Origin of the sequence: Paenibacillus sabuli (assembly GCF_014705605.1) — a bacterium.
Lineage (GTDB): Bacteria > Bacillota > Bacilli > Paenibacillales > Paenibacillaceae > Paenibacillus_D > Paenibacillus_D sabuli.
This window is the reverse complement of sequence record NZ_JACXIZ010000067.1, coordinates 1-21153: the sequence shown is the minus strand read 5'-3', so window position 1 is coordinate 21153 and position 21153 is coordinate 1. Positions and strand designations below refer to the sequence as shown.

Genomic DNA, 21153 nt, shown 5'->3' with positions numbered 1-21153 from the left:
GCTGCATGATGCACTAACTGTCTTTGGTTATTTCGTGAAGGGACTATGCGCCGGCCTTTCTTCTAAGCGTCTCCTACAGGTCGCCCCAGTTCAGGTTGGACGATTTGCTGTAGTTGGTCACCTTTTGCTCGAAGAAGTCGGTCTTCATGCCGTTCATGTTGCTGAAGCTCTCGACCCATTTCATCGGGTGTTCGGTAATCTCCGGATACAGAATATCCAGGCCGATCTTTTTGAGCCGTTCGTTGGAGAGGAACTTGATGTAGCTGTCGATGATCTCGTTGGTCAAGCCGGCGATCTGATTATTCGTGATATATTGACCCCATTCGATCTCGTGCTCGACTGCGGTGCGCATCATCTGGCGCAGTTCCTCGATTAGCACGGGGGTGAACAGCTCCGGATTCTCCTTGCGCACCTCGCGGAAGATGCCCTGGAACAGCGCCAGATGCGTCAGCTCGTCGCGCTGGATGTATTTGATCTCGGAGACGGTGCCGAGCATCTTGCCCTGACGACCGAGCGCATAGAAGAAGCTGAACCCGCTGTAGAAGTAGATGCCCTCGAGAATATAGTTGGCCATGATCGTCTTGACGAGATTCTGCGCCGACGGCTCGGCGATGAAGTTCTCGTACAGGTCGGTGATGAACCGGTTGCGCTTGAGCAGGTTCTTGTCCTCGCGCCACAGGTTGTAGATCTGGTCGCGCACCTCGGCCGAGCATACGCTGTCGAGGATGTACGAATAGCTCTGGCTGTGCACCGCCTCCTGGAACGTGTGCACGGTCAGCGTCAGATTGACCTCGGGCGCGGTGATGAACTCGTTGATGTTCGGCAGGTTGGCGGTCTGCAGCGAGTCGAGGAAGATCAGGAAGCTGATGATCTTGTCGTAGCTGGCGCGCTCCGACAGCGACAGGTTGCGGTAGTCCTTGGCGTCCTGCGCCAGCGGAATCTCCTCGGGGATCCAGAAGTTGTTCATCATCGTGCGATACATCTTCGTGGCCCAGTCGTATTTGACGTTATTGAGCTCGATCAGGTTCGTCGTGTTGCCGCCGATCATGCGGCGTTTGCCCCAATCGCGCTCGCCCTCCTCGTTGAACAGCTTTTTCCGTTGCAGTTCCATATCGATAATTCCTCCTAAATGTATATATAGTGAACATCACGCCGCCGTTCACTTCGAAATGAAGCTCCGTCAAGCGGGCAAAAAGCGCCCCGGCAGGGCGCCTTTGAAAGAAATGTGGTGGCCATCGGCCAGGGCAGGGCAGTGCGCCGACTGCGCCCGCAGCTCGTCGCTCAGGCGCTGCAGCTATCGCAATCCTCGACCTCGAGGCTCTTGTTGCGGCAGTAGTAGACGGTCTTCAGCCCGTTCTCCCAAGCGGCCATGTACAGCTCCAGGAATTCCTTGGCGGTGTACTGCGGCGTGATGTACAGGTTGAACGACTGCGCCTGATCGATATGACGCTGGCGGCGGCCGGCGGCGCGGATGCTCCAGTGCTGGTCGATGTGGTGCGCTTCCTTGTAATACCAGAACGTCTCCTCGCTCAGGTTCGGCGCCGTCTGCGGAATGACCGCATTCTTCTTCTCCTCGATGAAGAACTTGTTGAAGATCGGATCGATGCCCGCCGTCGAACCGGCGATCAGCGACGTCGATGCGGTCGGTGCGATTGCGAACATCCAGGCGTTGCGCACGCCGTGCTCGGCGACCTGCTGCTTGAGCTCCAGCCACTGCGGGCTCTCGTAGCCGCGCTGCTCGAAGTAGGCGCCGGTCTGCCATTCGCTGCCTTCGTACGCATTGTAGGTGCCCTTCTCCTTGGCGATCTCCATCGAAGCCTTGACCGCGCAATAATTGATCCACTCGTACAGCTCGTCCGCCCGCTCCAGATGTTCTTCGCTCTCCCAGGCGATCTTGTTCAGCGCCAGCCACTGATGGTAGCCGCTCGTGCCGAGCCCGACGGCGCGGTACTTCTTGTTCGTAATCTCCGCCTGCGGGATCGGATACTGATTGAGATCGATGACGTTGTCCATCATCCGCATCTGGCAGGCGACGACCTCCTCGATCTCCTCCTTCGACCGGGTGCGGCCGAGATTGAGCGAGGACAGGTTGCAGACGACGTAGTCGCCGCTCTTGATCTGTGTCGTGATGATGCCGTCCTCGTGCGTCGTCGAGAGGTACTCGGTCGCGCTCATGTTCTGGCAGATCTCGGTGCACAGGTTGGAGCAATAGACGATGCCCTTGTGCTTGTTCGGATTGGCCCGATTGACCGTATCGCGGTAGAAGACGAACGGCGTGCCCGTCTCGAACGAGCTGGCGAGCACTTTTTTCATGATGTCAATCGCCTGTACTTCTTCCTTGGCCAGCATCGGATGGGCGATGCATTCCTCGTAGCGGCGCTCCCACTCCTCGCCCCAGCTGTCCTCGAGCGACCAGCCCATCAGGCTGCGCACCTCGTGCGGGTCGAACAGGTACCACGACTCGCGGGCTTGCACCTTGCGCATGAACAGGTCCGGGATGCAGACGCCGGGGAAGATGTCATGCGCCTTCATGCGGTCGTCGCCGTTGTTGGTCTTGAGGTTGAGGAAGTCGAAGATATCCTTGTGCCACACGTCGAGGTAGACGGCGACGGCGCCGGAGCGCACGCCGAGCTGGTCGACCGCAACAGCGGTATTATTGTAATTTTTGATCCACGGCACGACGCCGCCGGCGACGCCCTTGTACCCGCGGATATTGGAGCCGCGGCTGCGCACCTTGCCGACGTAGATGCCCATGCCGCCGCCGAACTTGGACACCTGGGCGAAGCTGGAGTCGACGTTGTAGATGCCCCACAGGTTGTCCGGGACGGTATCGATGAAGCAGCTGGAGAGCTGGTGGAACGGCTTGCGCGCATTGGCCAGCGTCGGCGTCGCGACCGTCATCTGCAGACGGCTCAGCACGTCGTAGAATTTGCGTGCCCAGGCGAGCTTGTCCGTTTCCTTCATCGCCAGGTGCATCGCCACGCCCATGAACATCTCCTGCGGCAGCTCCAGCACCTCGCCGCTGAAGCCGCGGATCACGTAGCGGTCCGCCAGTGTCTTGAGGCCGATATAATTGAACAGATAGTCGCGTTCGGGCACAATGTAATTGCCCAGCTCGGTGATTTCGTCCCGGGTGTAGTGCTCGAGTATGTATTTGCCGTAGAAGCCCTTGTCGGTCAGGTACGTAATGAGCGAGTAGAAGTCGCCGTAGCCGAAGTAGCCGTATTTGCGGTTGATTTGCGATTCCTTGTACAGGTCGTAGACGAGCAGCTTGGCGGCGACATACTGCCAGTTCGGCTCCTCGACGCTCGTTTTTTCGACCGCCACCTGAATCAGGGTACGCTGCACTTCCTTCGTCGTAATGTTGTTGCGGAAGTAGGGCAGCAGCGCGGTCTCCAGTTCGAGCGCATCGCAGCCTTCGAAGCCGTCGCAGGCAAAATCGATGACCTTCTTCAGCTTCGAGAAGATCAGCTCTTCCTTCTGACCATTGCGTTTGATAATATCCACGTCATTGTCACTCCTTGTAGAAACGGCATTATATTTGATTGAAGACACTATATATAGTTGACAATCAATAACGTTACTCCAATATATGGGGGGTGTCAAGCGATAGCTTTCGACAAAACCGGAGGCTTCTTCCAGCAAGAGTCCGGAGTCCTGGATGTTCATAAAATGTCCAAACCCGCAGTTGGAATTGGCCGTTGCGATCGGGTACACTGAAGCTGAAAGGACGTGAACGTGTGCGGAACAAGAAAAAGGACGAAAGGGGGCGGCTCCGGGCCGAGCCAAAACGAGCCGGGCGGACGAGGCCGAGGCGGCTGACGCGAGCGGCGCTCGACATGCCGGCGCTGGTCGCGGGCTTGCTCGTCGCGCTGCTGTGCGCGCTGTCGCCGCAGCCGGTGGAGGCTCATGCCGCCGCTATCGGGTATACGCCGGAGCCGGGCGCACAGCTCGATCGCAGTCCGGCGAGGATCGAGATTGCCTTCAACGAAGCGCTGGAGACGGGCATCGGAACGCTCGAGGTGCTGGACTCCGATTCGCGCCCGGTGACCCGCGAGGCTGTCGCCTTTTCGGAGGATCGCCGGACGATCGCGCTGGCGCTGCCGTCGTTGCCGGAGGGCGTCTATACGGTCGCGTATCGGGTCGTCTCGGCGGACGGCCATCCGGTCGCCTCGTCGTACGTGTTCGTCGTCGGCGACCCGCCGGAGCGCGTGGAGGCCTCGGACTTTGACCTGCACCGCCAGCTCGGCCACGAGGGACACGGCGCCGCGACGGCGCTGAGCGCAGGCGATTTTTTTCATTACGCGGTCCGCGCCGTCTATTATATCCTGCTGACGGCGAGCGTGGGGCTGATGCTGTGGCAGGCCCTGACGCCGTCCGGTAGCGGGTCGGCGCTGCTCGAGCGGACGGCCTGGACGGCGGTGCAGATCCTCCCGCTGGGGGTGCTGCTGCATGTGTTCGTCCAGGTCGACGAGCTGCTGCGCGGCGAGCCGCTGGCCGACTGGGCCAAGCTGTTCACGCAGACGACGATCGGGCTGCAGTGGACGGTGCTGCTCGCGTTCGCCTTCGCCGGCTTCGCGCTGGGCAAGGCGGACGGCCCGCTGCGCGCCGTATGGGCGCTCGCGCTGCTGGCGGCGGAGGGCTTCAGCGGACACGCGGCGGCCTATCGCCCGGCGTGGTATGCGCTGACGCTCGACATCGCGCATCTGATCGCGTCCGCGGTCTGGGCGGGCGGCCTGGTCTATCTGCTCGTGCTCTGGCGCGCCGAGCGGCCCGAGGCCGGCCGATTCGCGGCCCGCTTCATGGGCACCGCATGGCTGGCGCTGCTCCTATTGGCGCTGACGGGCGTCTTGCAGACGCTGTTGTTTTTGCCCGGTCTGGATTATCTATTGATTACGCCGTGGGGCGCGCTGCTGCTCATCAAGACGGGACTCGTCCTGCTCGCCGCCGCCGCCGGCGCGCTGCTGCGGCGCGGCGTGCGGCGAAGACGGTTGCCGTCCGGGCTGCTGCTCAAGGGCGATGCGACGCTGATGCTGCTCATCCTGATCGTCGTCGGCGTATTCACGTACGTCAGCCCGCTGCCGGCGAACGAACCGATCTCGCGCCATCAGATGGGACAGACGCTGCATACGACCCTGCAGGTGTCGCCGGGCTCGCCGGGCGACAATACGTTCGTCGTCAAGGTGTGGCTGCCCGAGGACAGCGGCGGCGCGAGCGCGGTGGAGCTGCTGCTCTATTCGGATCGGCGCGGCGAGCTCGGCCCGATCGAGGTGCCGCTGGAGCGCTTCGAAGGGGATGAGGCCGAGTCGTTCATCGGCTTCGCGCGCGAGGATTACCGGGCCGCAGGTCCGTACCTGCCGTTCCCCGGACAGTGGCGGGCCGAGCTGGTCGTGTACGGCGCGGACGGCACCAAGCAGATGCGCAGCGAGACGTTCCGCTTGTATTGATCGGTCAGCGCGGCGGTCCGGAACAAAGGTGGATTTTTGCTCGGCAATCGCCTATAATAGGGGAATGTGCAATATTTGATAGGTGCTGCGCATGTCCGGCATGCATCAAGCCGACAGGCGAAGTACCGCTTATTGCAAGGCATCATCTAACCTTTAATATGGAAATGCAAGGACGGAGAAGAGTAGGCAGTGCTTGCGCACAGGGAGAAGACACCGCAGATTGAGAGTGTCTTCGCGTCAATCAGGCTGCTGAAGTTCGCTCCCGAGCAGACTTCTGAACAGTCCCGGTACCCGGGGCGGTAGGAAGCATCCGGTTCCCGGTCCGTTATCCGGCAGAGGGATTGTCCGTGCCTTGCGGGCAGTCCGAAGCAGGGTGGTACCACGGTCCTTTCGTCCCTTCACGGGATGGGAGGACCGTTTTTGCGTCGTCTGCGGCGGACGGGGGCAGCGAATTTGAGAATGGATAAGGAGATGAACGATATGAAGGAACGGTTGGAGACACTCCGCGCAGAGGCGCTGCGGGAGCTGGAAGCCGCGGCGGATGCGGCGCAGCTGGACGAGCTGCGCGTGCGCATTCTGGGCAAAAAAGGCGCACTGACGGAAATTCTGCGCGGCATGGGCGCGCTCAGCGCAGAGGAACGTCCGGTGATCGGACAAGTGGCCAACGAGGTGCGCGGCGCTATCGAGACGGTCATTGAAGAGAAGCGGCTCGCCTTCCAGCAGGCCGAGACGGCGAGGCGGCTGCAGGCCGAGACGATCGACGTCACGCTGCCGGGCATCGCGCCTGCGGGCGGTGCAATTCATCCGCTGACGAAGGTGGTCGAGGAGATCGAGGATGTGTTCGTCGGCATGGGCTATACCGTGGCCGAGGGCCCCGAGGTGGAGACGGATTACTACAACTTCGAGGCGCTCAATCTGCCCAAGCACCACCCGGCGCGCGATATGCAGGATTCGTTCTACATCACGGACGAGATTCTGATGCGGACGCAGACGTCGCCGGTCCAGATTCGCACGATGAAGGCGATGAACGGGCAGACGCCGGTGAAGATTATTTGCCCGGGCAAGGTGTACCGCCGCGACGACGATGATGCGACGCATTCGTTCCAGTTCAATCAGATCGAGGGACTGGTCATCGACAAGAACATCCGGATGAGCGATCTCAAGGGTACGCTGCTGCAATTCGTGCGCCAGATCTTCGGTCCGCAGACGCAGATTCGGCTGCGCCCGAGCTTCTTCCCGTTCACCGAGCCGAGCGCCGAGGTCGATGTGACCTGCGTGCAGTGCGGCGGCAGCGGCTGCCGGATGTGCAAGCAGAGCGGCTGGCTGGAGATCCTCGGCTGCGGTATGGTGCATCCGCGCGTGCTGGAGATGGGCGGGTACGACCCGCGCGAGGTCAGCGGCTTTGCCTTCGGCATGGGCGTCGAGCGCATCGCGTTGCTCAAGTACGGCATTGACGATATCCGTCATTTCTACACCAACGATCTGCGCTTCCTCGGGCAGTTCGCGCGAATCTAGCGTGAGGATCATCACGGGAAGGAAGGGAACGAAGCAATGAATGTATCGTATCAATGGCTGAAGGAATATATCGCGCTGGACGGGCTGAGCCCGGAGGAGCTGGCGGAGAAGCTGACCCGCGGCGGCATCGAGGTAGACGGAGCACAGCCCCGCGGCGGTGCGCTGGAGCTGGTCACCGTCGGATTCGTCAAGGCGAAGCGCAAGCACCCCGATGCGGACAAGCTGAACGTCTGCACCGTCGATGTCGGCGGACCGGAAGAGCTGCAGATCGTCTGCGGCGCGCCGAATGTCGACGCCGGTCAGCTCGTGCCGGTCGCGCAGGTCGGCGCCAAGCTGCCGGGCGGCCTCAAGATCAAGCGCGCCAAGCTGCGCGGCGTCGAGTCGCTGGGCATGATCTGCTCGGCCAAGGAGCTGGGCATCAACGACAAGCTGCTGCCCAAGGAGCAGCAGGAGGGCATCCTCGTCTTGCCGGAAGGCAGCGAGATCGGATCGCCGATCGCCGAGCTGCTCGGTCTCGATGATGTCGTACTGGAGCTCGATCTCACGCCCAATCGCTCCGACTGCCTGAGTCTGCTCGGCGTCGCCTACGAGCTGGGCGCGCTCACCGGCCATCCGGTCCGCCTGCCCGAGACGGCGGTGCACGCCGCCTCGGAGCAGGCGTCGGAGCGTGTGGCGGTGGGCATCGCGGCCCAGGAGGCTTGTCCGCACTACGCGGCCCGCTATATCAAGGGCGTGCGGGTCGCCCCTTCCCCGCAATGGCTGCAGAATCGGCTCATCGCCGCGGGGGTGCGGCCGATTAACAATATCGTCGATATTACGAACTATGTGCTGCTGGAATATGGCCAGCCGCTGCACGCCTTCGACGCGGATACGGTCAAGGGCGGCCGCCTCGACGTGCGGTACGCGCAGCCAGGCGAGCGCTTGACGACGCTGGACGGGCAGGCGCGCAAGCTGGAGGCGCACATGCTGGTCGTCGCCGACGGCGAGCGCCCGGTTGCGCTGGCCGGGGTGATGGGCGGCGCAGACACGGAGGTGACCGGGGGCACGGTCAACATCGTGCTCGAGTCGGCTTGCTTCGACGGTGCGGTCGTGCGGCGCACCTCGCGCGAGCTCGGCCTGCGCTCCGAATCGAGCGTGCGCTTCGAGAAGCAGGTCGATCCGGCTCGCGTCATCCCTGCGCTCGATCGCGCTGCCTCCCTCATGGCGGAGCTGGCCGGCGGACTCGTAGCGGACGGTATCGTCCAGGCGGGAGAGCCGTGCATCGAGCCCGTGACGGTACAGGCGAGTCTGGCGCGCATCAATGGTCTGCTGGGCACGACGCTCTCCAACCTGGAGGTCAAGACGATCCTCGGTCGTCTGGACTTCCGCTATACGCTGTTGGAAGGAGATATCTATGAGGTGCAGGTGCCGAGCCGCCGCGGCGACATCGCGCTGGATGTCGACGTGATCGAGGAGATCGCGCGCCTGCACGGCTACGACAATATACCGACGACGCCGATCGAGGGAGCCACGACGCCGGGCGGGCTGTCCGTCGCGCAGCGCATCCGCCGCGCGTTGCGGCAGCGAATGACGGGGGCCGGCTTGCATGAGGCAATTACGTATTCCTTCACTTCCCCGGCCCGCACGGCGCTCCTGCCGGAGCTGGCGGGCGACGCAACGCCGGTGCGGCTGGCGATGCCGATGAGCGAGGAGCGCAGCGTGCTGCGCACCGGGCTCGTGCCCGGACTGCTGGAGCTGGCGGTCTACAATCGCAATCGCAGCGCGGAGCGGGTGGCGGTGTTCGAGATCGGCAGCGTCTATCTGACCGACGAAGCGACGCTCACCCGGCAGCCGCAGGAGAAGCCCCGTCTGGCGGGGCTGTTGACGGGGGCGCGTCCGGCCGCGTGGAACGCGAAGCCTGCGGCGCCTGACTTTTACACGGCCAAGGGGCTCGTGGATGCGGCGCTGGAACTGCTCGGACTGGCGGACAAGGCGGTCTACGAGCCGGCAGCGCCGCAGCATATGCATCCCGGCCGGACGGCGGCGGTGCTGCTGGAGACCGAGCGCGGACGCGAGCGCGTCGGCTATGTCGGACAGTTGCATCCGGACGAGCAGCGGACGCATGATCTCGAGGACACCTACGTGTTCGAGCTGGAGCTGGAGCCGCTCTGCGACGCGGCCGACTTCGGCATCGTCTACCGGCAGCTGCCGCGCTACCCTTCGAGCCGCCGCGATCTGGCGGTCGTCGTCGACAGCGGCGTGGCCGCCGGCAGCCTGAAGGCGAGCATCGCCGCTACGGCCGGCGCATGGCTGGAGTCGGTAGAGGTGTTCGACGTGTATACCGGGGAGCGGCTCGGAGCGGGCAAGAAGAGCGTCGCGCTGGCGCTCGTCTACCGCCATCCCGAACGCACGCTGACCGACGAGGAGATCGCCGAGCTCCAGGAGCGCGTGGTCGGAGAGCTCGCACATTCTTTTGACGCGCATTTGCGCGCATAGGCAGGAGATCGCATGAGCCGCATCGAATTAGTTCCTAGTGAACGCCGATGCGGCTTTTTGGCATGCGAGAGGCATGCCGGTTGCACGAAGCGCGCCAGAAGATGGCGTCAGACGTTTCGCCTTGAAAGCCAAGAACGCATAAGCGGCATGAAGCAGCCCGGGTACGGGCTTCGGGGAGGTAGCGAAAAATGACGAATCAACGGGAACGCGTTACGGTTGATATATATGGACATCAGTACAAGCTGGCCGGCTACGCCAGTCCGGATCACATGACCAGGGTGGCGGCTCTGGTCGACGAAAATATGGCCAAGCTGGCGAAGGGGTACCCGCGCCTGGATATGCCGCGCATTGCGGTGCTGGCGGCAGTACATATGGCCGATGACGCCTTCCGCATGCGGGAGGATATCGCGCGCCTCGAGGAAGAAGCGGCGCATGTGCAGCGTCTGCTCGGCGAGCTGGAGGCGTCGCAGACGGCGGCCGCGACGCTCCAGGAGGAGCTGACGGAGCGGCAGGAGCAGGCGGCGCGTACGCAGGCCCAATTGGGCGAGACGCATCGCGAGGAGCTGAAGGCGCTCGAGGAGCGCTTGCGGACGCAGCTGCAAGAAGCGTCGCAGACGCATGCGGCGAAGCAGCAGGAGCTGGAGACGGAGCTCCTGCTGCAGCTGGAGCAGGAGGAGCAGGGCCGGCTGGCGAGCGAGCGTGAGCTGGAGCGGCAGCGCGAGCAATGGGAGCGGCAGCTGAAGGAGTCTCAGGCGGCCGCGGAAGAAGCGCATGCGGAATTGCAGGCGCGTCACGGCAGCGAGCTGGAGCAGGCGCTCGCGCAGGCGAGGACGGAGCGCGAGGAGCTGGAGCGTCGGCTGGAGGAGGCGGCATCGGGCGCCGAAGCGGCCCGGGCGGAGCAGGAGGCGCGGTATCGCAGCGAGCTGGCGCAGGAGGCCAAGCGGCTCGAGGAGCAGCGCAGCCGCTCCGCCAAGGAGCTGGAGGAGCGACTGCGCGTCCAGCAGTTGGAGGCACTGCAAGCGCAGGAGGCGAAGCAGCAGGAGCTGGAGACGGAGCTGCTGCAGCAGCTAGAGGAGGAAGAGCAGCAGCGCCGGGCCGGCGAGCGTCGTCTGGAAGAAGCGAACGCGCAGTGGCAGCGGCGGTTGGATGAGGCGCAGACAGCTGCCGCCGAGGCCCAAGCAGCTGCCGCGGAGGCGCAGGCGGAGCAGGAGGCGCGATACGGCGGTGAGCTGGAGGCGGCCGAGCAGCGGCTGGAGGAGCAGCGCGCAGCGGCCGAACGCCGGCTGCAGGAGGCGCGCGCCGAGCTCGACGAGGCCCGCCGCGCGGCTGCGGAGGCCGAGGCGCAGGTCGGCCAGCTGCGTCGCGAGCTCGAGGAAGCGGAGCAGGCGCGTCAGGCGGAGCGGCAGGAGCTGGAGCAGGAGCTGCTTCAGCAGCTGGAGCAGGAGGAGCAGCGCCAGCGCGCCGCAGAGCAGCGGCTGGAGGAGCAGCGGCAGCAGAGCGAGCGCCGACTGCAGGAGGCGCTGGCCGCGGCTGAGGCTCGCGAGGCCGAGGTGTCCGCGCGCCACGCCGAGGAATTGGAGGCTGCTGCGCAACGTGCGGCCGAGCAAGCCGCGGAGTGGGAGCAGCGCTTGCAGGCGCGGCGTCAAGCGTCGGAGCAAGAGCTGAACGAGCAGCAGGAGCAGTGGAACCGTCATCTTGAGGAGGCCCAGCGTGCCCAGGCCAAGTGGGAGACGCAGGCATCGCAGCTGCGGCGCGAGCTCGAGGAGGCGGAGCGGGCACGGGCGGCGGAGCGGCAGGAGCTGGAGCAGGCGCTCTTGCAGCAGTTCGAGCAGGAGGAGCAGAGCCAGCGCGCCGCCGAGCAGCGCCTGGAGGAGCAACGACAGCAGAGCGAGCATCGGCTGCAGGAGGCGCAGGCCGAGGCGGAGGCCGCACAGGCTGCAGCCGCCGCGCGCCACGCCGAGGAGCTCGAAGCGGCCGCGCAGCGAGCGGTGGAGCAAGGCGCGGAGTGGGAGCGAAGCCGGCAGGAGGCAGAGGCGGAGGTCGAGGCCGCACTGGCTGAGTCCGCTGCGGCGCTGGCCGAACAGGCGGAGCGGCACGCGGCTGAGCAACGCGCGGCCGCCGCGCAAGCGGAGGAGCAGCGTGCCGAGTGGGAGCGGCGGCTCGGTGCGCAGCGCCGAGAGGCGGAACAGCGCTTGCAGGCGCAGCAGCGCGAAGCCCGGCAGCAGCTGGAAGAGGCGCGTCACGCGCGAGACGAGCTCGCGGCAGAGGCGGCGCGTCTGCAAGCGCTGCTCGAGGAGCAAGGCCGGGCGCAGGACGCGAAGCGGCAGGAGCTGGAGCACGAGCTGATGCAGCTCCTCGAGCAGGAGGAGCTGCAGCGGCGCGCGGCCGAGACGCGTCTCGGCGAGGCACGCGCGCAGCTGGAGCGGCAGCTGGCCGAGGCCAGCGCCGCGAGCGAGCAGGCACGGCGGGAGCTGGAGACGCGTTATAGCAGCGAGCTGAAGGAGGCGGAGGAGCGCTACTTGCGCGAGCAGCAGCAATGGGAGCAGCGCAGCGACGAGGCGATGTACCGCCAGCTCGAAGCGGAGGAGCGCGAGGAGCAGCTGCAGGCCAGATTGCAGGACGTCGAGCGCGAGCTCGAGCAGCAGCAAGCGCGCTACCGCGAAGCGGAGCAGCGGGTGAGCCGGCTGCAGGAAGGTGAGCGTGCGCGAACCGGCAGACTCGATGAGCTGGATCGTCAGCTCGACGGTCTGCAAGCCGAGCTGGAAGCGGCGACGAAACGGCACGAGGAGAGCGAGACCCAGCTCGGCCATGTGCGCGAGCTGCTCTCGGAGCAGCGTCGCCTCGTGGAGGCGGGCAGCGTGCGCGAACGTCAGCTGAAGGAGACGCTGCAATTCCACGAGCGCCGCGTCGCGGAGGCGGAGCGCGTCGCCGAGCAGCTGCGCAGCGAGACGGGCGAGCGCGAGCGCGTGGACGCGATGCTGCGCGAGGAGCTGGCAGAGCTGCATCAGAGGAGTGAGCGGACGAGCGAGGATCATGCTCGTCAGCTGACCGAGCTGGAGCAGGCGCGCGACAATGAGCGCGAGGCGGTCCGCACGGCAGCCGAGCTCAAAAAAACGCATGATCGGCTGCGCGAGGATTACACGAGGCTCCAGACGGAATACGCCAAGCTGCAGACGGAGTACAACGAATGGATCGAATTGATCGAGCAGGGATAGATGAAGTCAAAGTTACCACAGCAATTCACACCAAACAGGCCAACCGCAGCTAGCATAGCTGCAGTTGGCCTGATCTGCACATACGGCAGCACGAGCGGCTGCGGTGGTGTGCTAGTCGCGGCTGCGTCCGGCTTCGTACGGGCTGCTGATCGGGATAAACAGATCGATCAGCCCGACGACCAGCGCGGCCAGAATGGCCCCGAGCCAGCTCGCTTCGACGCCGCCGACAATGAATTGGGCCAGCCAGATCACGAGCGCGCTCGCCAGAAAGCCGACAATTCCCCTGCCGAACGGGGTCACGCGCTTGCCGAATATGCCTTCGATGATCCAGCCGAGCAGGGCGATGACCAGCGCCAGCAGCAGCGCGCTCCAGAAGCCGCCTACGCTGAAGCCGGGCACGATCCAGCCGACGATCATCAGTACGATCGCGGCCACGATGAAGCGGACGACATGTCCGAGAAATCGCATACGTTTGTTCCTCCTTTAGCCATAATAATGGAGTTGCCATTTCTAGCTTCTCCGAAACGGCGCCGTTCAATGCGCGGACGCAGCTCACTGGCGGTGCACCACGCGGGCAACGTCGGTCGCAGCGCGTTCCCCGGAGCGGCAATGGCGCGCGCCCGGCCAGTCGTAGCGTCGGATGCGCGCATCGGCTATAATAAGGAGCGAGAGGAGTTGGGCTCACAGTGGAAGCCAAAATTTTAGCCACGTTGGAATACGCAAAAATTTTACATAAACTTGGCCAGCACACGGCGACCTCGCTCGGAACCGAGGTCGCCGAGGCGCTGACGCCGCTGACGGACCTGGACGACGTGCAGCGGGCGCTGCAAGCGACCGACGAGGCCTATAAGGCGGATCGGCTCAAAGGCGCGCCGCCGTTCGGCGGCATTCGCAACATCCGCAGCGCGCTGCAGCGCTCCCGCATCGGCAGCACGCTCAGCCCCGCCGAGCTGCTCGATGTGGCGACGACGATTCGCGGCTCGCGCCGCGTCAAGCGGCATGTGCTGCAATTGCACGACGACGATCCGATCCCGATGCTGGCGCAGCAAGCGGAGCTGCTGACGGATGTGCGTCCGCTGGAGGAGGAGATCGTCCGCTGTATCGACGATCAGGCGGAGGTCATGGACAGCGCCAGCTCGGAGCTGGCCTCGATCCGCCGCGAGCTCCGCTCCGGCGAGAGCCGCATCCGCGAGCGTCTGGAGCAGATGATCCGCTCTTCCTCGGTGCAGAAGATGCTGCAGGAGACGCTGGTGACGCTGCGCAACGATCGCTACGTGCTGCCGGTCAAGCAGGAGTACCGGTCGCACTTCGGCGGACTGGTGCACGATCAGTCGGGATCGGGCGCGACCCTGTTCATCGAGCCGGAGGCCATTGTGACGATGAACAACCGGCTGCGCGAGCTGCGGCTGGCAGAGGCGCGCGAGATCGAGAAGATCCTGCAGCAGCTGACCGCCGCGGTGGCGGGATGGATCACCGAGCTCGACGGCGATCTCGATCTGCTCGGCCAGCTTGATTTTGCCTTCGCCAAAGCCCGGCTGGCGCACGAGATGCGGGCCGCGCTGCCGCGCATGAACGATCGCGGCTATCTCCAGCTCAAGCGCGGTCGTCATCCGCTCATCGCCCCCGGCTCCGTCGTGCCGCTCGATGTCGAGCTGGGCAATAATTATTCGGGCATCATCGTCACCGGGCCGAATACAGGGGGCAAGACCGTCTCGCTCAAGACGATCGGCCTGCTCAGTCTGATGGCGATGTCCGGCCTGTTCGTCCCGGCCGAGGACGGCAGCGAGCTCTGCGTATTCGACGCTATCTATGCCGACATCGGCGACGAGCAGAGCATCGAGCAGAGCCTGAGCACCTTCTCCAGCCACCTGACCAACATCATCCGCATCCTTGGCGCGATGACGCCGAAGAGCCTCGTGCTGCTCGACGAGCTCGGCGCGGGCACCGATCCGGCGGAGGGCTCGGCGCTGGCGATCGCCATCCTGGAGCATATGCACACGACCGGCTGCCGGATCGTGGCGACGACGCATTACAGCGAGCTCAAGGCGTATGCCTACAATCGCAAGGGTGTGATCAATGCGAGCATGGAATTCGATGTCCAGACGCTCAGCCCGACGTATCGGCTGCTGGTCGGCGTGCCCGGACGGAGCAATGCCTTCGCCATCGCCGAGCGGCTCGGACTCGCCGGGGCGATCATCGAGCATGCCAGGGGCCAGGTCAGCGAGGAGGACCAGCGTGTCGAGGGCATGATCGCCTCGCTGGAGGAGAACCGGCGCACGGCAGAGACCGAGCGCCAGTCGGCGGAGGAGCTGCGGCGCGAGCTGGAGCAGCAGCGCGCCCGTCAGACCGAGCAGCTGCGGCGCTTCGAGGAGCAGAAGGACAAGCTGCTCGGCAAGGCCGAGGCCGAGGCGCGCGAGCTGGTGGCCAAGGCGCGGCAGGAGGCGGAGTCGGTGATGGGCGAGCTCCGCAGACTCGCGCGGGAGGAAGGCGCCGCGGTCAAGGAGCACAAGCTCATCGAAGCACGGCGCAAGCTTGACGAAGCCGCGCCGCAGCCGCGCAAGCCCTCGCGCCCGGCCGCGGGCGCCCGGGAATCGGGCAAGATCGGAGCGGGCGACGAGGTGCGCGTCCTTAGTCTCGGCCAAAAAGGCTATGTGGTCGAGCTCGGCAATAGCGAGGCGCTCGTCCAGCTCGGCATCATGAAGATGAAGGTGGCGCTCGGCGACCTGGAGCTGGTCAAGGAGGCGCCGGCCAAGCCCGCGCAGCCGAAAGGCGGCGCTACAGTCAAGCGCACGCGGGACGACCAGGTGCGTACGGAGCTGGATCTGCGCGGGACCAATCTGGAGGAAGCGATCCTGGAGGTCGACCGCTTTATCGACGAGGCGTTTCTCGGCAACATCGGCCAGGTGCACATCATTCATGGCAAAGGAACGGGCACGCTGCGCATCGGCATTACGAATCATCTGCGCAAGCACAAGCTGGTCAAGAGCTACCGGCTCGGCGGCTTCGGCGAAGGCGGCAACGGCGTGACGGTGGCGGAGCTGTCGTGATGGGCGATTGGAGAGGGGGCGCACACGGATGATGACGGAAGTGGATACGCTGCTGGACAACCGTTACTTTTCAACGCTGGCCTTCGTTTCCGTCACGGTGCTGGCGTTGCTGGTCTGCCTGTTCTGCTTTGAACTGGTGACGCGCTACAAGTGCTGGGACGAGATCAAGCGAGGCAATGTTGCGGTTGCTATGGCAACCGGGGGGAAGATTTTCGGCATCTGCAATGTGTTTCGTTTTTCCATTGCCAGCCACGATTCGATTTATCAGAGCTTGCTCTGGGGCGGGTTCGGATTTTTGATTTTAATGGCCGCCTACTTTTTGTTCGAGTTTTTGACGCCGGTGTTTCGGATCGACGAAGAGATTCGCAACGACAACCGCGCGGTCGGCTTCGTGGCCATGACGATCTCCATCGCGCTGTCGTATGTCATCGGCGCGACCATTCATTAACCGGAGGCGAAGAAGCAGGAATGAAATATTTATGGGGAACGCTGTTTTTGCTGGCGGTGTTGTTTATCGTCATCGGCATTGTGTATCTCATGTGAAAGGAGCGTGAAGACGCGTGGCAGAAGAAAAAACGGTCTGTCCGTGGTGCGACACGGAAATCATCTGGGACGAAGAAATCGGACCGGAAGATTATTGCCCGCATTGTGAAAATGAACTGAAGGGCTATCGCTCGCTCAGTCTGGATATGGAGGAATCGGAAGATTCCGAAGGCAAAGCCTCCGTCGAGGAATACCAAGAAGACCAGGAAGACCTGCTGTATCCCATCTCGGATCTTGCGGAGGGCCCGGAGGACGAGGGCTTTCGCCATACGAACCGCCGCGGCCTTGTCCAGGAGGAGGCCGTCTCGCGCTTGCTGGAGCCGCAGGAGGAAATGCCGGAATGTCCGTCCTGTCGCGAGCTGATGCTGGAAACGGGGAGACAGCTACACGGCCCCGGTACCGGCTACGTGCCGCGCGAGATTGGCGAGGGATCGTCGATGCCGGCCGAATTTACGGTGGTGTGGTACGTTTGTCCGGCCTGCTTTGACTTGCAGCAGCGCATGACTCTGAAGGATCGGATCAAGCTGCTGGGCAAGCTGAGCGAGGGCGATGCGGAGCAAAACTGAAGTCGCGGGCATGCCGGCTCGCCGTTTTGGGAAGGTTAGCTAGAGGATACTTCCCAAGGCTGGAGGAGAGGCGGCTTGCAGCAAGGCAAAACAACGATTCAAACCAGACTGTATGAAGCGATTCGGGGAGATCGGTCCGCCGAAGGCCAGGCGATTCAAGAGTCGGAGCGCGGCGGAAGCCGCAAAAAAGGAGCGCTCGATCGCCAGGCGGCGCTGCTGCTGGCGGTGCAAGGGCTCTATGTGGTGGCCAACGCCTTGTCGGGAACTTTTCTCCCCGTTTATTTGTGGAAGGTGAGTCAGTCGTTTTTGGTGATCGGCTGGTTTACCTTTGCGCAATATGCGCTGGGCGGCTTGACCTTTCTGGCGTCGGGCAAATGGGTAAAAGCGTACAATAAAATGAATTGCCTCAGGCTGGGGGTCGTGCTCAACGGAGTGTTCTACAGCGCCGTGCTGCTGCTCGGCGCGTCGGCCCGGCCCTTTGCGGTGCCCTTGGGGATGCTGAGCGGCATCGCCTCGGGCTTTTTTTGGCTTGCGTACAATATCGTCTACTTCGAGATCACCGAGCCCGACAACCGTGATCGGTTCAACGGCTGGGCCGGGCTGCTGGGGTCCGGGGCCGGCATTGTCGCCCCTTTTATTTCGGGCCTCTTGATTACGTCGTTTGCCGGGAATCGAGGGTATCGGGTCATTTTTACGATTTCGCTGATTCTGTTCGGCGCGGGCGCGCTCGTCAGCTTTTTTTTGCACAAGCGCAAAGCGAGCGGGCAATATGACTGGCTGCTCGGGTGGCGCGCGCTGCGCGACCGCGAGCAGCCCTGGCGCCGCGTCGCGGGCGCTTTGACGGCGCAGGGCATTCGCGAAGGCGTCTTTTTGTTCGTGATCGGCCTGATGGTCTATCTGGTCACCCGCGACGAGCGCCAGCTCGGCAATTTCTCGCTATGGACCTCGTTGGTGGGGCTGCTTTCGTTCTGGCTGGCCGGCGCCCGGCTCAAGCCTAGCTGGCGCAGCGGAGCCATGCTGCTCGGCGCCGGAATGGCGACGCTCGCCGTCTTGCTTCTGCTGCCGGGCGTGGGGTACTCGTCCTTATTGCTGTTTGGCTTGGCGACAGCCTTGTTCCTGCCGCTCTACACGATTCCGATGACGTCCTCGGTGTTCGACCTGATCGGCGCGTCCGCGCAGAATGCGAGCCGCCGCGAGGAGTACATCGTGCTGCGAGAGATGGGACTGGTGCTCGGCCGACTCATCGGGCTGGCCGTCTATCTCGTCGTCGTCGCGCGCACGCAGAGCCTGCCGGCGCTGACCTGGCTGCTGCTGGGGGTCGGGGCCGCGCCGCTGGTCGGGTGGTGGCTGATGCGCAGGCAGCTGCGGGCCGCGCCGTCGCCTGGACGCGGATAGATCGTGTCAGCCCGCGACGCGATTGCCTTGACGCTCGGCGCGCCGCCAGCGCTGCAGCTCGCGCAGCAGGAAGGCGCGTCGCTGCTCGATATAAGTGCGGATGCGGCGCGGCTCCTCCGCGAACACCGCATAGCTCCACTTGCGCGTGGCATCGCGGGCAATGGCATGGGCGATCGCGGCATGACGCTCGGCAATGACCGGCCCCAGCGCGGCCGCTGTGAATTCGGTCTCCAGCAGCTCCTCCATTAATCGCCGATACTGGACGCGATATTCGGCGAATGCGAACAGCCGCCGCGTCAATGCGTTATAACCGCGCAGCCGCACCAGCTCGCCGCTGCAGGGCATGCCGTAGCAGTCCCTGCCCCAGGTGCCCTCGTAATCCCACGGCATCACCCGCAGGCGGTCGTCGGATTGGCGCGTATAGAGCGCATAATTTTGTTCGAAGCCGTCGTAGTTCCCGGTAAGGACCGCGCCGGCCAGCCATTTCAGGTAGGCTTCAATATCCACGGTGTCCTGCAGATGCCGCTTCAACGGGTCGCCGCGTCGATCATGCAGCTTGCGTATGAAGCCGCGCAGCTGTGCGGCGGCGGCGGGATCGCCTAGCACAAATTCATAGCCCTCTGTGAGCGAGCGCTTGCGCTTGCCCGTACCCGGCTCGCGCAGGCCAAAGCCGGCCCGATCGTTGACGGCGTAGATCAGCGTCTTCACGTCGATGCCTCGCTGCGCAAAAAAACGCGCGTCGACCGCTTCAATCTCCAGGTACAAGCCAATCGGGTGGCCATTCCAGTACGCGTCGCAATGCAGGGTACGCGGCGACGGCAGGCCGATCCGTGAAAAAAAGTGAAAGGACAGCGCATTGCGCAGCATCGACGGGTCGTCGTACTCGGCATTCCAATGCAGAACCGTCCCGTCCTGGAGCAGCAATTCGTATGATTTTTTGGGATATAGCCGTGTATGTCCGCCCCGATGACGCAATCTGGCGGTCACCGGCCGGCCGTCCAGCTCCAGCACAACCGGCACGTGCCGCTTGCTCCAGACGCTGCTGCCTCCAAGCTCCTGCAGGGGAGCGGGGGCGATATGAATCGATCGAACCGGCAGCGCTGACGGTGTTGCCATGATGCAGCCCACCTTCCGAGCAAAGATGAAAGCCCAAGGCTCAGCCTCAGGCTTTCTGCAGTGTATTCATGCTCGGCGGGATCGGTCACCGGCCTACTCGTAAATGTCGCGCAAATACCAGTGCGGCGGCCATTCGGATTGGGCGCCGCCGGCGGACTGCTGGTTCATCCCCGGACTGGCGCCGCCGGCGAATCCGGGCACGCCGGATGTCCGCTGCCCGGTCGTCCGTCCCGCACCCGTCGTCCGTCCCGCGCCGGGACTCTGTGCGCCGCCGGAAGGACCTGCGAATGCGGGATGTCCGTGCAACGGATGGCCGTGCGTATGCTGACCATGCGTAGGTTGCCCCTGCGTGCGATGGCCCTGTGTGCGACGCCCCGGCGTATGCCAGCCCGGGTGGTGGCCAGGCCCCCACCAACCGGTCTGTCCGGGCATCGCGCCTTGGGTTCGCTGTGTGCCTGGAGTCCGCTTCACCGGCTTTTCCAGCTTTGTCCGACGTTTGGCCGGTCGAGCCATTTTCTTCACCATCAATTCCTCCTCTGATCACCTGCATTTATACAAGCTATGCCGGCGCCATACTTTCGGGCACGACATTCACCTGGACCGGGCAAAAAACGGGCGTTTCCCCGAATGTTACATATCTGCAAGGCACGGCGGTCATACTATAGCCGGATTCGCTCTAAAAAAGGAGGACAGCACATGATGCAGCCCGTAACCGGAAAAGAACTGGAATATGTCGTGGATTCGATGTCCAATGAGGATCTGCTGATGAAGCAGTGCGCCGTAGCCGCCGTCTCGGCCACCAATCCTGCGCTGCGCGCGATGTGTGCGAGCATGCAGCAGGTGCACGAGCAGCACTACCAGGCGCTGGTCAGCAAGCTCGAGCAGCATCAGCAGATGGCGCCGACCCAGCCCCAACACTAATCCGGAGGAGGAAGGAAACCATGCAACAGGCACAAATTCAATCGATGCTGCCCGAGGCGGATCTGGCGTATACCGTGCTCGCCGATCTGAAACGGGTCGTACGCGAATACGCGACCGCGGCAACGGAGGCCAATTGCCCCGAAATCCGGCAGATGTTCACCGATCTGCTGAACAGCTCGCTGCGGATGCAAGGCGATCTGTATCAGCTGATGCAGCAAAACAACATGTACAGTAGCCCTTCGCCGGCGCTGCGCCAGGAGCTGGAAAAGCAGCTGGACCAGAACCGTCAGACGCTGCAGCAGACGAAGCAGCTCATTCAGCAAATGATGAGTGCTGCGCCGCAAGCGATGCAGCATATGCCGATGGGCAGCATGCAATCCGGGCAAACGCATCCGCAGCAGCATCAGCAAAACCAACAGCACCAGCAGCAAGGTCACTTTTACAATTAAGCCCGAGTGCGCAACAAGAAACGGCCGGCTTGTCCCTTGACGGGGCAGGGCGGCCGTTTGTGCAACGCAGCTTGCTCCGGCGCCAGAAGGCGGCCAAAGCTTCTGAACCGGCGCGACGCGGCATACCTATAAGCGAGAAGCGCGGTATAGGAGCCGCAAGGGGGAATTGCCCGAATGACGACGGAAACGACGAGCATGTATTGGCGACAGGCTAGCCTGTATGGCCTGCTGGCTCAGCATTATACGGATCACCGCGATTCTGACAGGGCCCGGCATTACGCCGAATTGCACCGTCATGCCCTGGCGCAACTGGCCGCGTCGGTGGAGCGGCAGGAGGAAGCGAGCGCGACGCGCGCGGCCCCGGTCCATCGACCGGCGGAGGAGTATCCGGGCATCGGCAACCCGTATGCGGCCGCCTCGTCGCATGCGGCGCGGGCCATGGCCCGCGGCGGGCCATGGCCCGC

The 21153-nt window shown here is 63.8% G+C and carries 16 protein-coding genes; 11 read left to right on the top strand and 5 right to left on the bottom strand.

The genetic code is table 11. The annotated features are described in order from the left end of the window. Positions 1-73: 73 nt before the first annotated feature. Together IDH44_RS25010 and IDH44_RS25005 are read right to left on the bottom strand one after the other, a co-directional pair. Positions 74-1111: a ribonucleotide-diphosphate reductase subunit beta gene (locus IDH44_RS25010; RefSeq protein WP_190921554.1), complete on the bottom strand. Its 1038-nt coding sequence runs from the start codon at positions 1109-1111 to the stop codon at positions 74-76. A gap of 170 nt (positions 1112-1281) precedes the next feature. Continuing rightward, complete coding sequence (locus IDH44_RS25005; protein WP_317890255.1) at positions 1282-3507, bottom strand: ribonucleoside-diphosphate reductase subunit alpha; 2226 nt, start codon at positions 3505-3507, stop codon at positions 1282-1284. A gap of 233 nt (positions 3508-3740) precedes the next feature. Here IDH44_RS25005 and IDH44_RS25000 point away from each other — a divergent pair, with 233 nt between their 5' ends. The 4 genes from IDH44_RS25000 (at position 3741) to zapA (ending at position 12652) form a co-directional block, all read left to right on the top strand. Further along, positions 3741-5447: a copper resistance CopC/CopD family protein gene (locus IDH44_RS25000; RefSeq protein ID WP_317890254.1), complete on the top strand. Its 1707-nt coding sequence runs from the start codon at positions 3741-3743 to the stop codon at positions 5445-5447. A gap of 480 nt (positions 5448-5927) precedes the next feature. Further along, on the top strand, positions 5928-6962 hold the full coding sequence (gene pheS / locus IDH44_RS24995) for a phenylalanine--tRNA ligase subunit alpha (RefSeq protein WP_190921552.1): 1035 nt from the start codon (positions 5928-5930) through the stop codon (positions 6960-6962). Positions 6963-6998: 36 nt separating this feature from the next. Next, complete coding sequence (gene pheT, locus IDH44_RS24990) at positions 6999-9437, top strand: phenylalanine--tRNA ligase subunit beta (protein ID WP_190921551.1); 2439 nt, start codon at positions 6999-7001, stop codon at positions 9435-9437. Positions 9438-9625: 188 nt separating this feature from the next. After that, on the top strand, positions 9626-12652 hold the full coding sequence (gene zapA, locus IDH44_RS24985; RefSeq protein WP_190921550.1) for a cell division protein ZapA: 3027 nt from the start codon (positions 9626-9628) through the stop codon (positions 12650-12652). A gap of 111 nt (positions 12653-12763) precedes the next feature. On the opposite strand, the gene IDH44_RS24980 is transcribed toward zapA, so the two are convergent. Next, positions 12764-13120 (bottom strand): phage holin family protein, encoded by a 357-nt coding sequence (locus tag IDH44_RS24980; RefSeq protein WP_190921549.1) that lies wholly within the window; start codon positions 13118-13120, stop codon positions 12764-12766. A gap of 218 nt (positions 13121-13338) precedes the next feature. On the opposite strand from IDH44_RS24980, the gene IDH44_RS24975 reads away from it, so the two are divergent. The 4 genes from IDH44_RS24975 to IDH44_RS24960 all read left to right on the top strand — a co-directional run bounded on the left by IDH44_RS24975 (position 13339) and on the right by IDH44_RS24960 (position 18203). Further along, complete coding sequence (locus tag IDH44_RS24975) at positions 13339-15699, top strand: endonuclease MutS2 (protein WP_190921548.1); 2361 nt, start codon at positions 13339-13341, stop codon at positions 15697-15699. Between the two features lie 28 nt (positions 15700-15727). After that, the gene (locus IDH44_RS24970) at positions 15728-16147 is read left to right on the top strand and encodes a DUF350 domain-containing protein (protein ID WP_190921547.1); all 420 of its coding nucleotides are present in this window, start codon (positions 15728-15730) and stop codon (positions 16145-16147) included. 112 nt (positions 16148-16259) lie between these two features. Further along, positions 16260-16808 (top strand): hypothetical protein, encoded by a 549-nt coding sequence (locus tag IDH44_RS24965; RefSeq protein ID WP_190921546.1) that lies wholly within the window; start codon positions 16260-16262, stop codon positions 16806-16808. Positions 16809-16883: 75 nt separating this feature from the next. After that, positions 16884-18203, top strand: a complete 1320-nt coding sequence (locus IDH44_RS24960; RefSeq protein WP_190921545.1) for an MFS transporter — start codon at positions 16884-16886, stop codon at positions 18201-18203. A gap of 6 nt (positions 18204-18209) precedes the next feature. On the opposite strand, the gene IDH44_RS24955 is transcribed toward IDH44_RS24960, so the two are convergent. Together IDH44_RS24955 and IDH44_RS24950 are read right to left on the bottom strand one after the other, a co-directional pair. Beyond that, the gene (locus tag IDH44_RS24955) at positions 18210-19319 is read right to left on the bottom strand and encodes a CotH kinase family protein (protein ID WP_190921544.1); all 1110 of its coding nucleotides are present in this window, start codon (positions 19317-19319) and stop codon (positions 18210-18212) included. Positions 19320-19412: 93 nt separating this feature from the next. Continuing rightward, positions 19413-19844 carry a hypothetical protein gene (locus IDH44_RS24950; RefSeq protein WP_190921543.1) on the bottom strand — a complete coding sequence of 144 codons (432 nt, stop codon included), beginning with the start codon at positions 19842-19844 and terminating at the stop codon, positions 19413-19415. A gap of 171 nt (positions 19845-20015) precedes the next feature. On the opposite strand from IDH44_RS24950, the gene IDH44_RS24945 reads away from it, so the two are divergent. The 3 genes from IDH44_RS24945 to IDH44_RS24935 form a co-directional block, all read left to right on the top strand. Continuing rightward, the gene (locus IDH44_RS24945) at positions 20016-20240 is read left to right on the top strand and encodes a hypothetical protein (protein WP_190921542.1); all 225 of its coding nucleotides are present in this window, start codon (positions 20016-20018) and stop codon (positions 20238-20240) included. Positions 20241-20260: 20 nt separating this feature from the next. Next, entirely contained in the window at positions 20261-20689 is a 429-nt protein-coding gene (locus IDH44_RS24940; RefSeq protein WP_190921541.1) for a spore coat protein, read from the top strand. Between the two features lie 174 nt (positions 20690-20863). Further along, positions 20864-21153: hypothetical protein (locus tag IDH44_RS24935; protein ID WP_190921540.1), on the top strand; the 290-nt coding region annotated here is incomplete at its 3' end.

What these genes read in the sequence shown, in the direction of transcription:
- pheT (WP_190921551.1), top strand. Translation starts at nt 6,999, where the DNA reads ATGAATGTATCGTATCAATGGCTGAAGGAATATATCGCGCTGGACGGG.
- IDH44_RS24945 (WP_190921542.1), top strand. Translation starts at nt 20,016, where the DNA reads ATGATGCAGCCCGTAACCGGAAAAGAACTGGAATATGTCGTGGATTCG.
- zapA (WP_190921550.1), top strand. Translation starts at nt 9,626, where the DNA reads ATGACGAATCAACGGGAACGCGTTACGGTTGATATATATGGACATCAG.
- pheS (WP_190921552.1), top strand. Translation starts at nt 5,928, where the DNA reads ATGAAGGAACGGTTGGAGACACTCCGCGCAGAGGCGCTGCGGGAGCTG.
- IDH44_RS25010 (WP_190921554.1), bottom strand. Translation starts at nt 1,111, where the DNA reads ATGGAACTGCAACGGAAAAAGCTGTTCAACGAGGAGGGCGAGCGCGAT.
- IDH44_RS24955 (WP_190921544.1), bottom strand. Translation starts at nt 19,319, where the DNA reads ATGGCAACACCGTCAGCGCTGCCGGTTCGATCGATTCATATCGCCCCC.
- IDH44_RS24970 (WP_190921547.1), top strand. Translation starts at nt 15,728, where the DNA reads ATGATGACGGAAGTGGATACGCTGCTGGACAACCGTTACTTTTCAACG.
- IDH44_RS24950 (WP_190921543.1), bottom strand. Translation starts at nt 19,844, where the DNA reads ATGGTGAAGAAAATGGCTCGACCGGCCAAACGTCGGACAAAGCTGGAA.
- IDH44_RS24980 (WP_190921549.1), bottom strand. Translation starts at nt 13,120, where the DNA reads ATGCGATTTCTCGGACATGTCGTCCGCTTCATCGTGGCCGCGATCGTA.
- IDH44_RS24940 (WP_190921541.1), top strand. Translation starts at nt 20,261, where the DNA reads ATGCAACAGGCACAAATTCAATCGATGCTGCCCGAGGCGGATCTGGCG.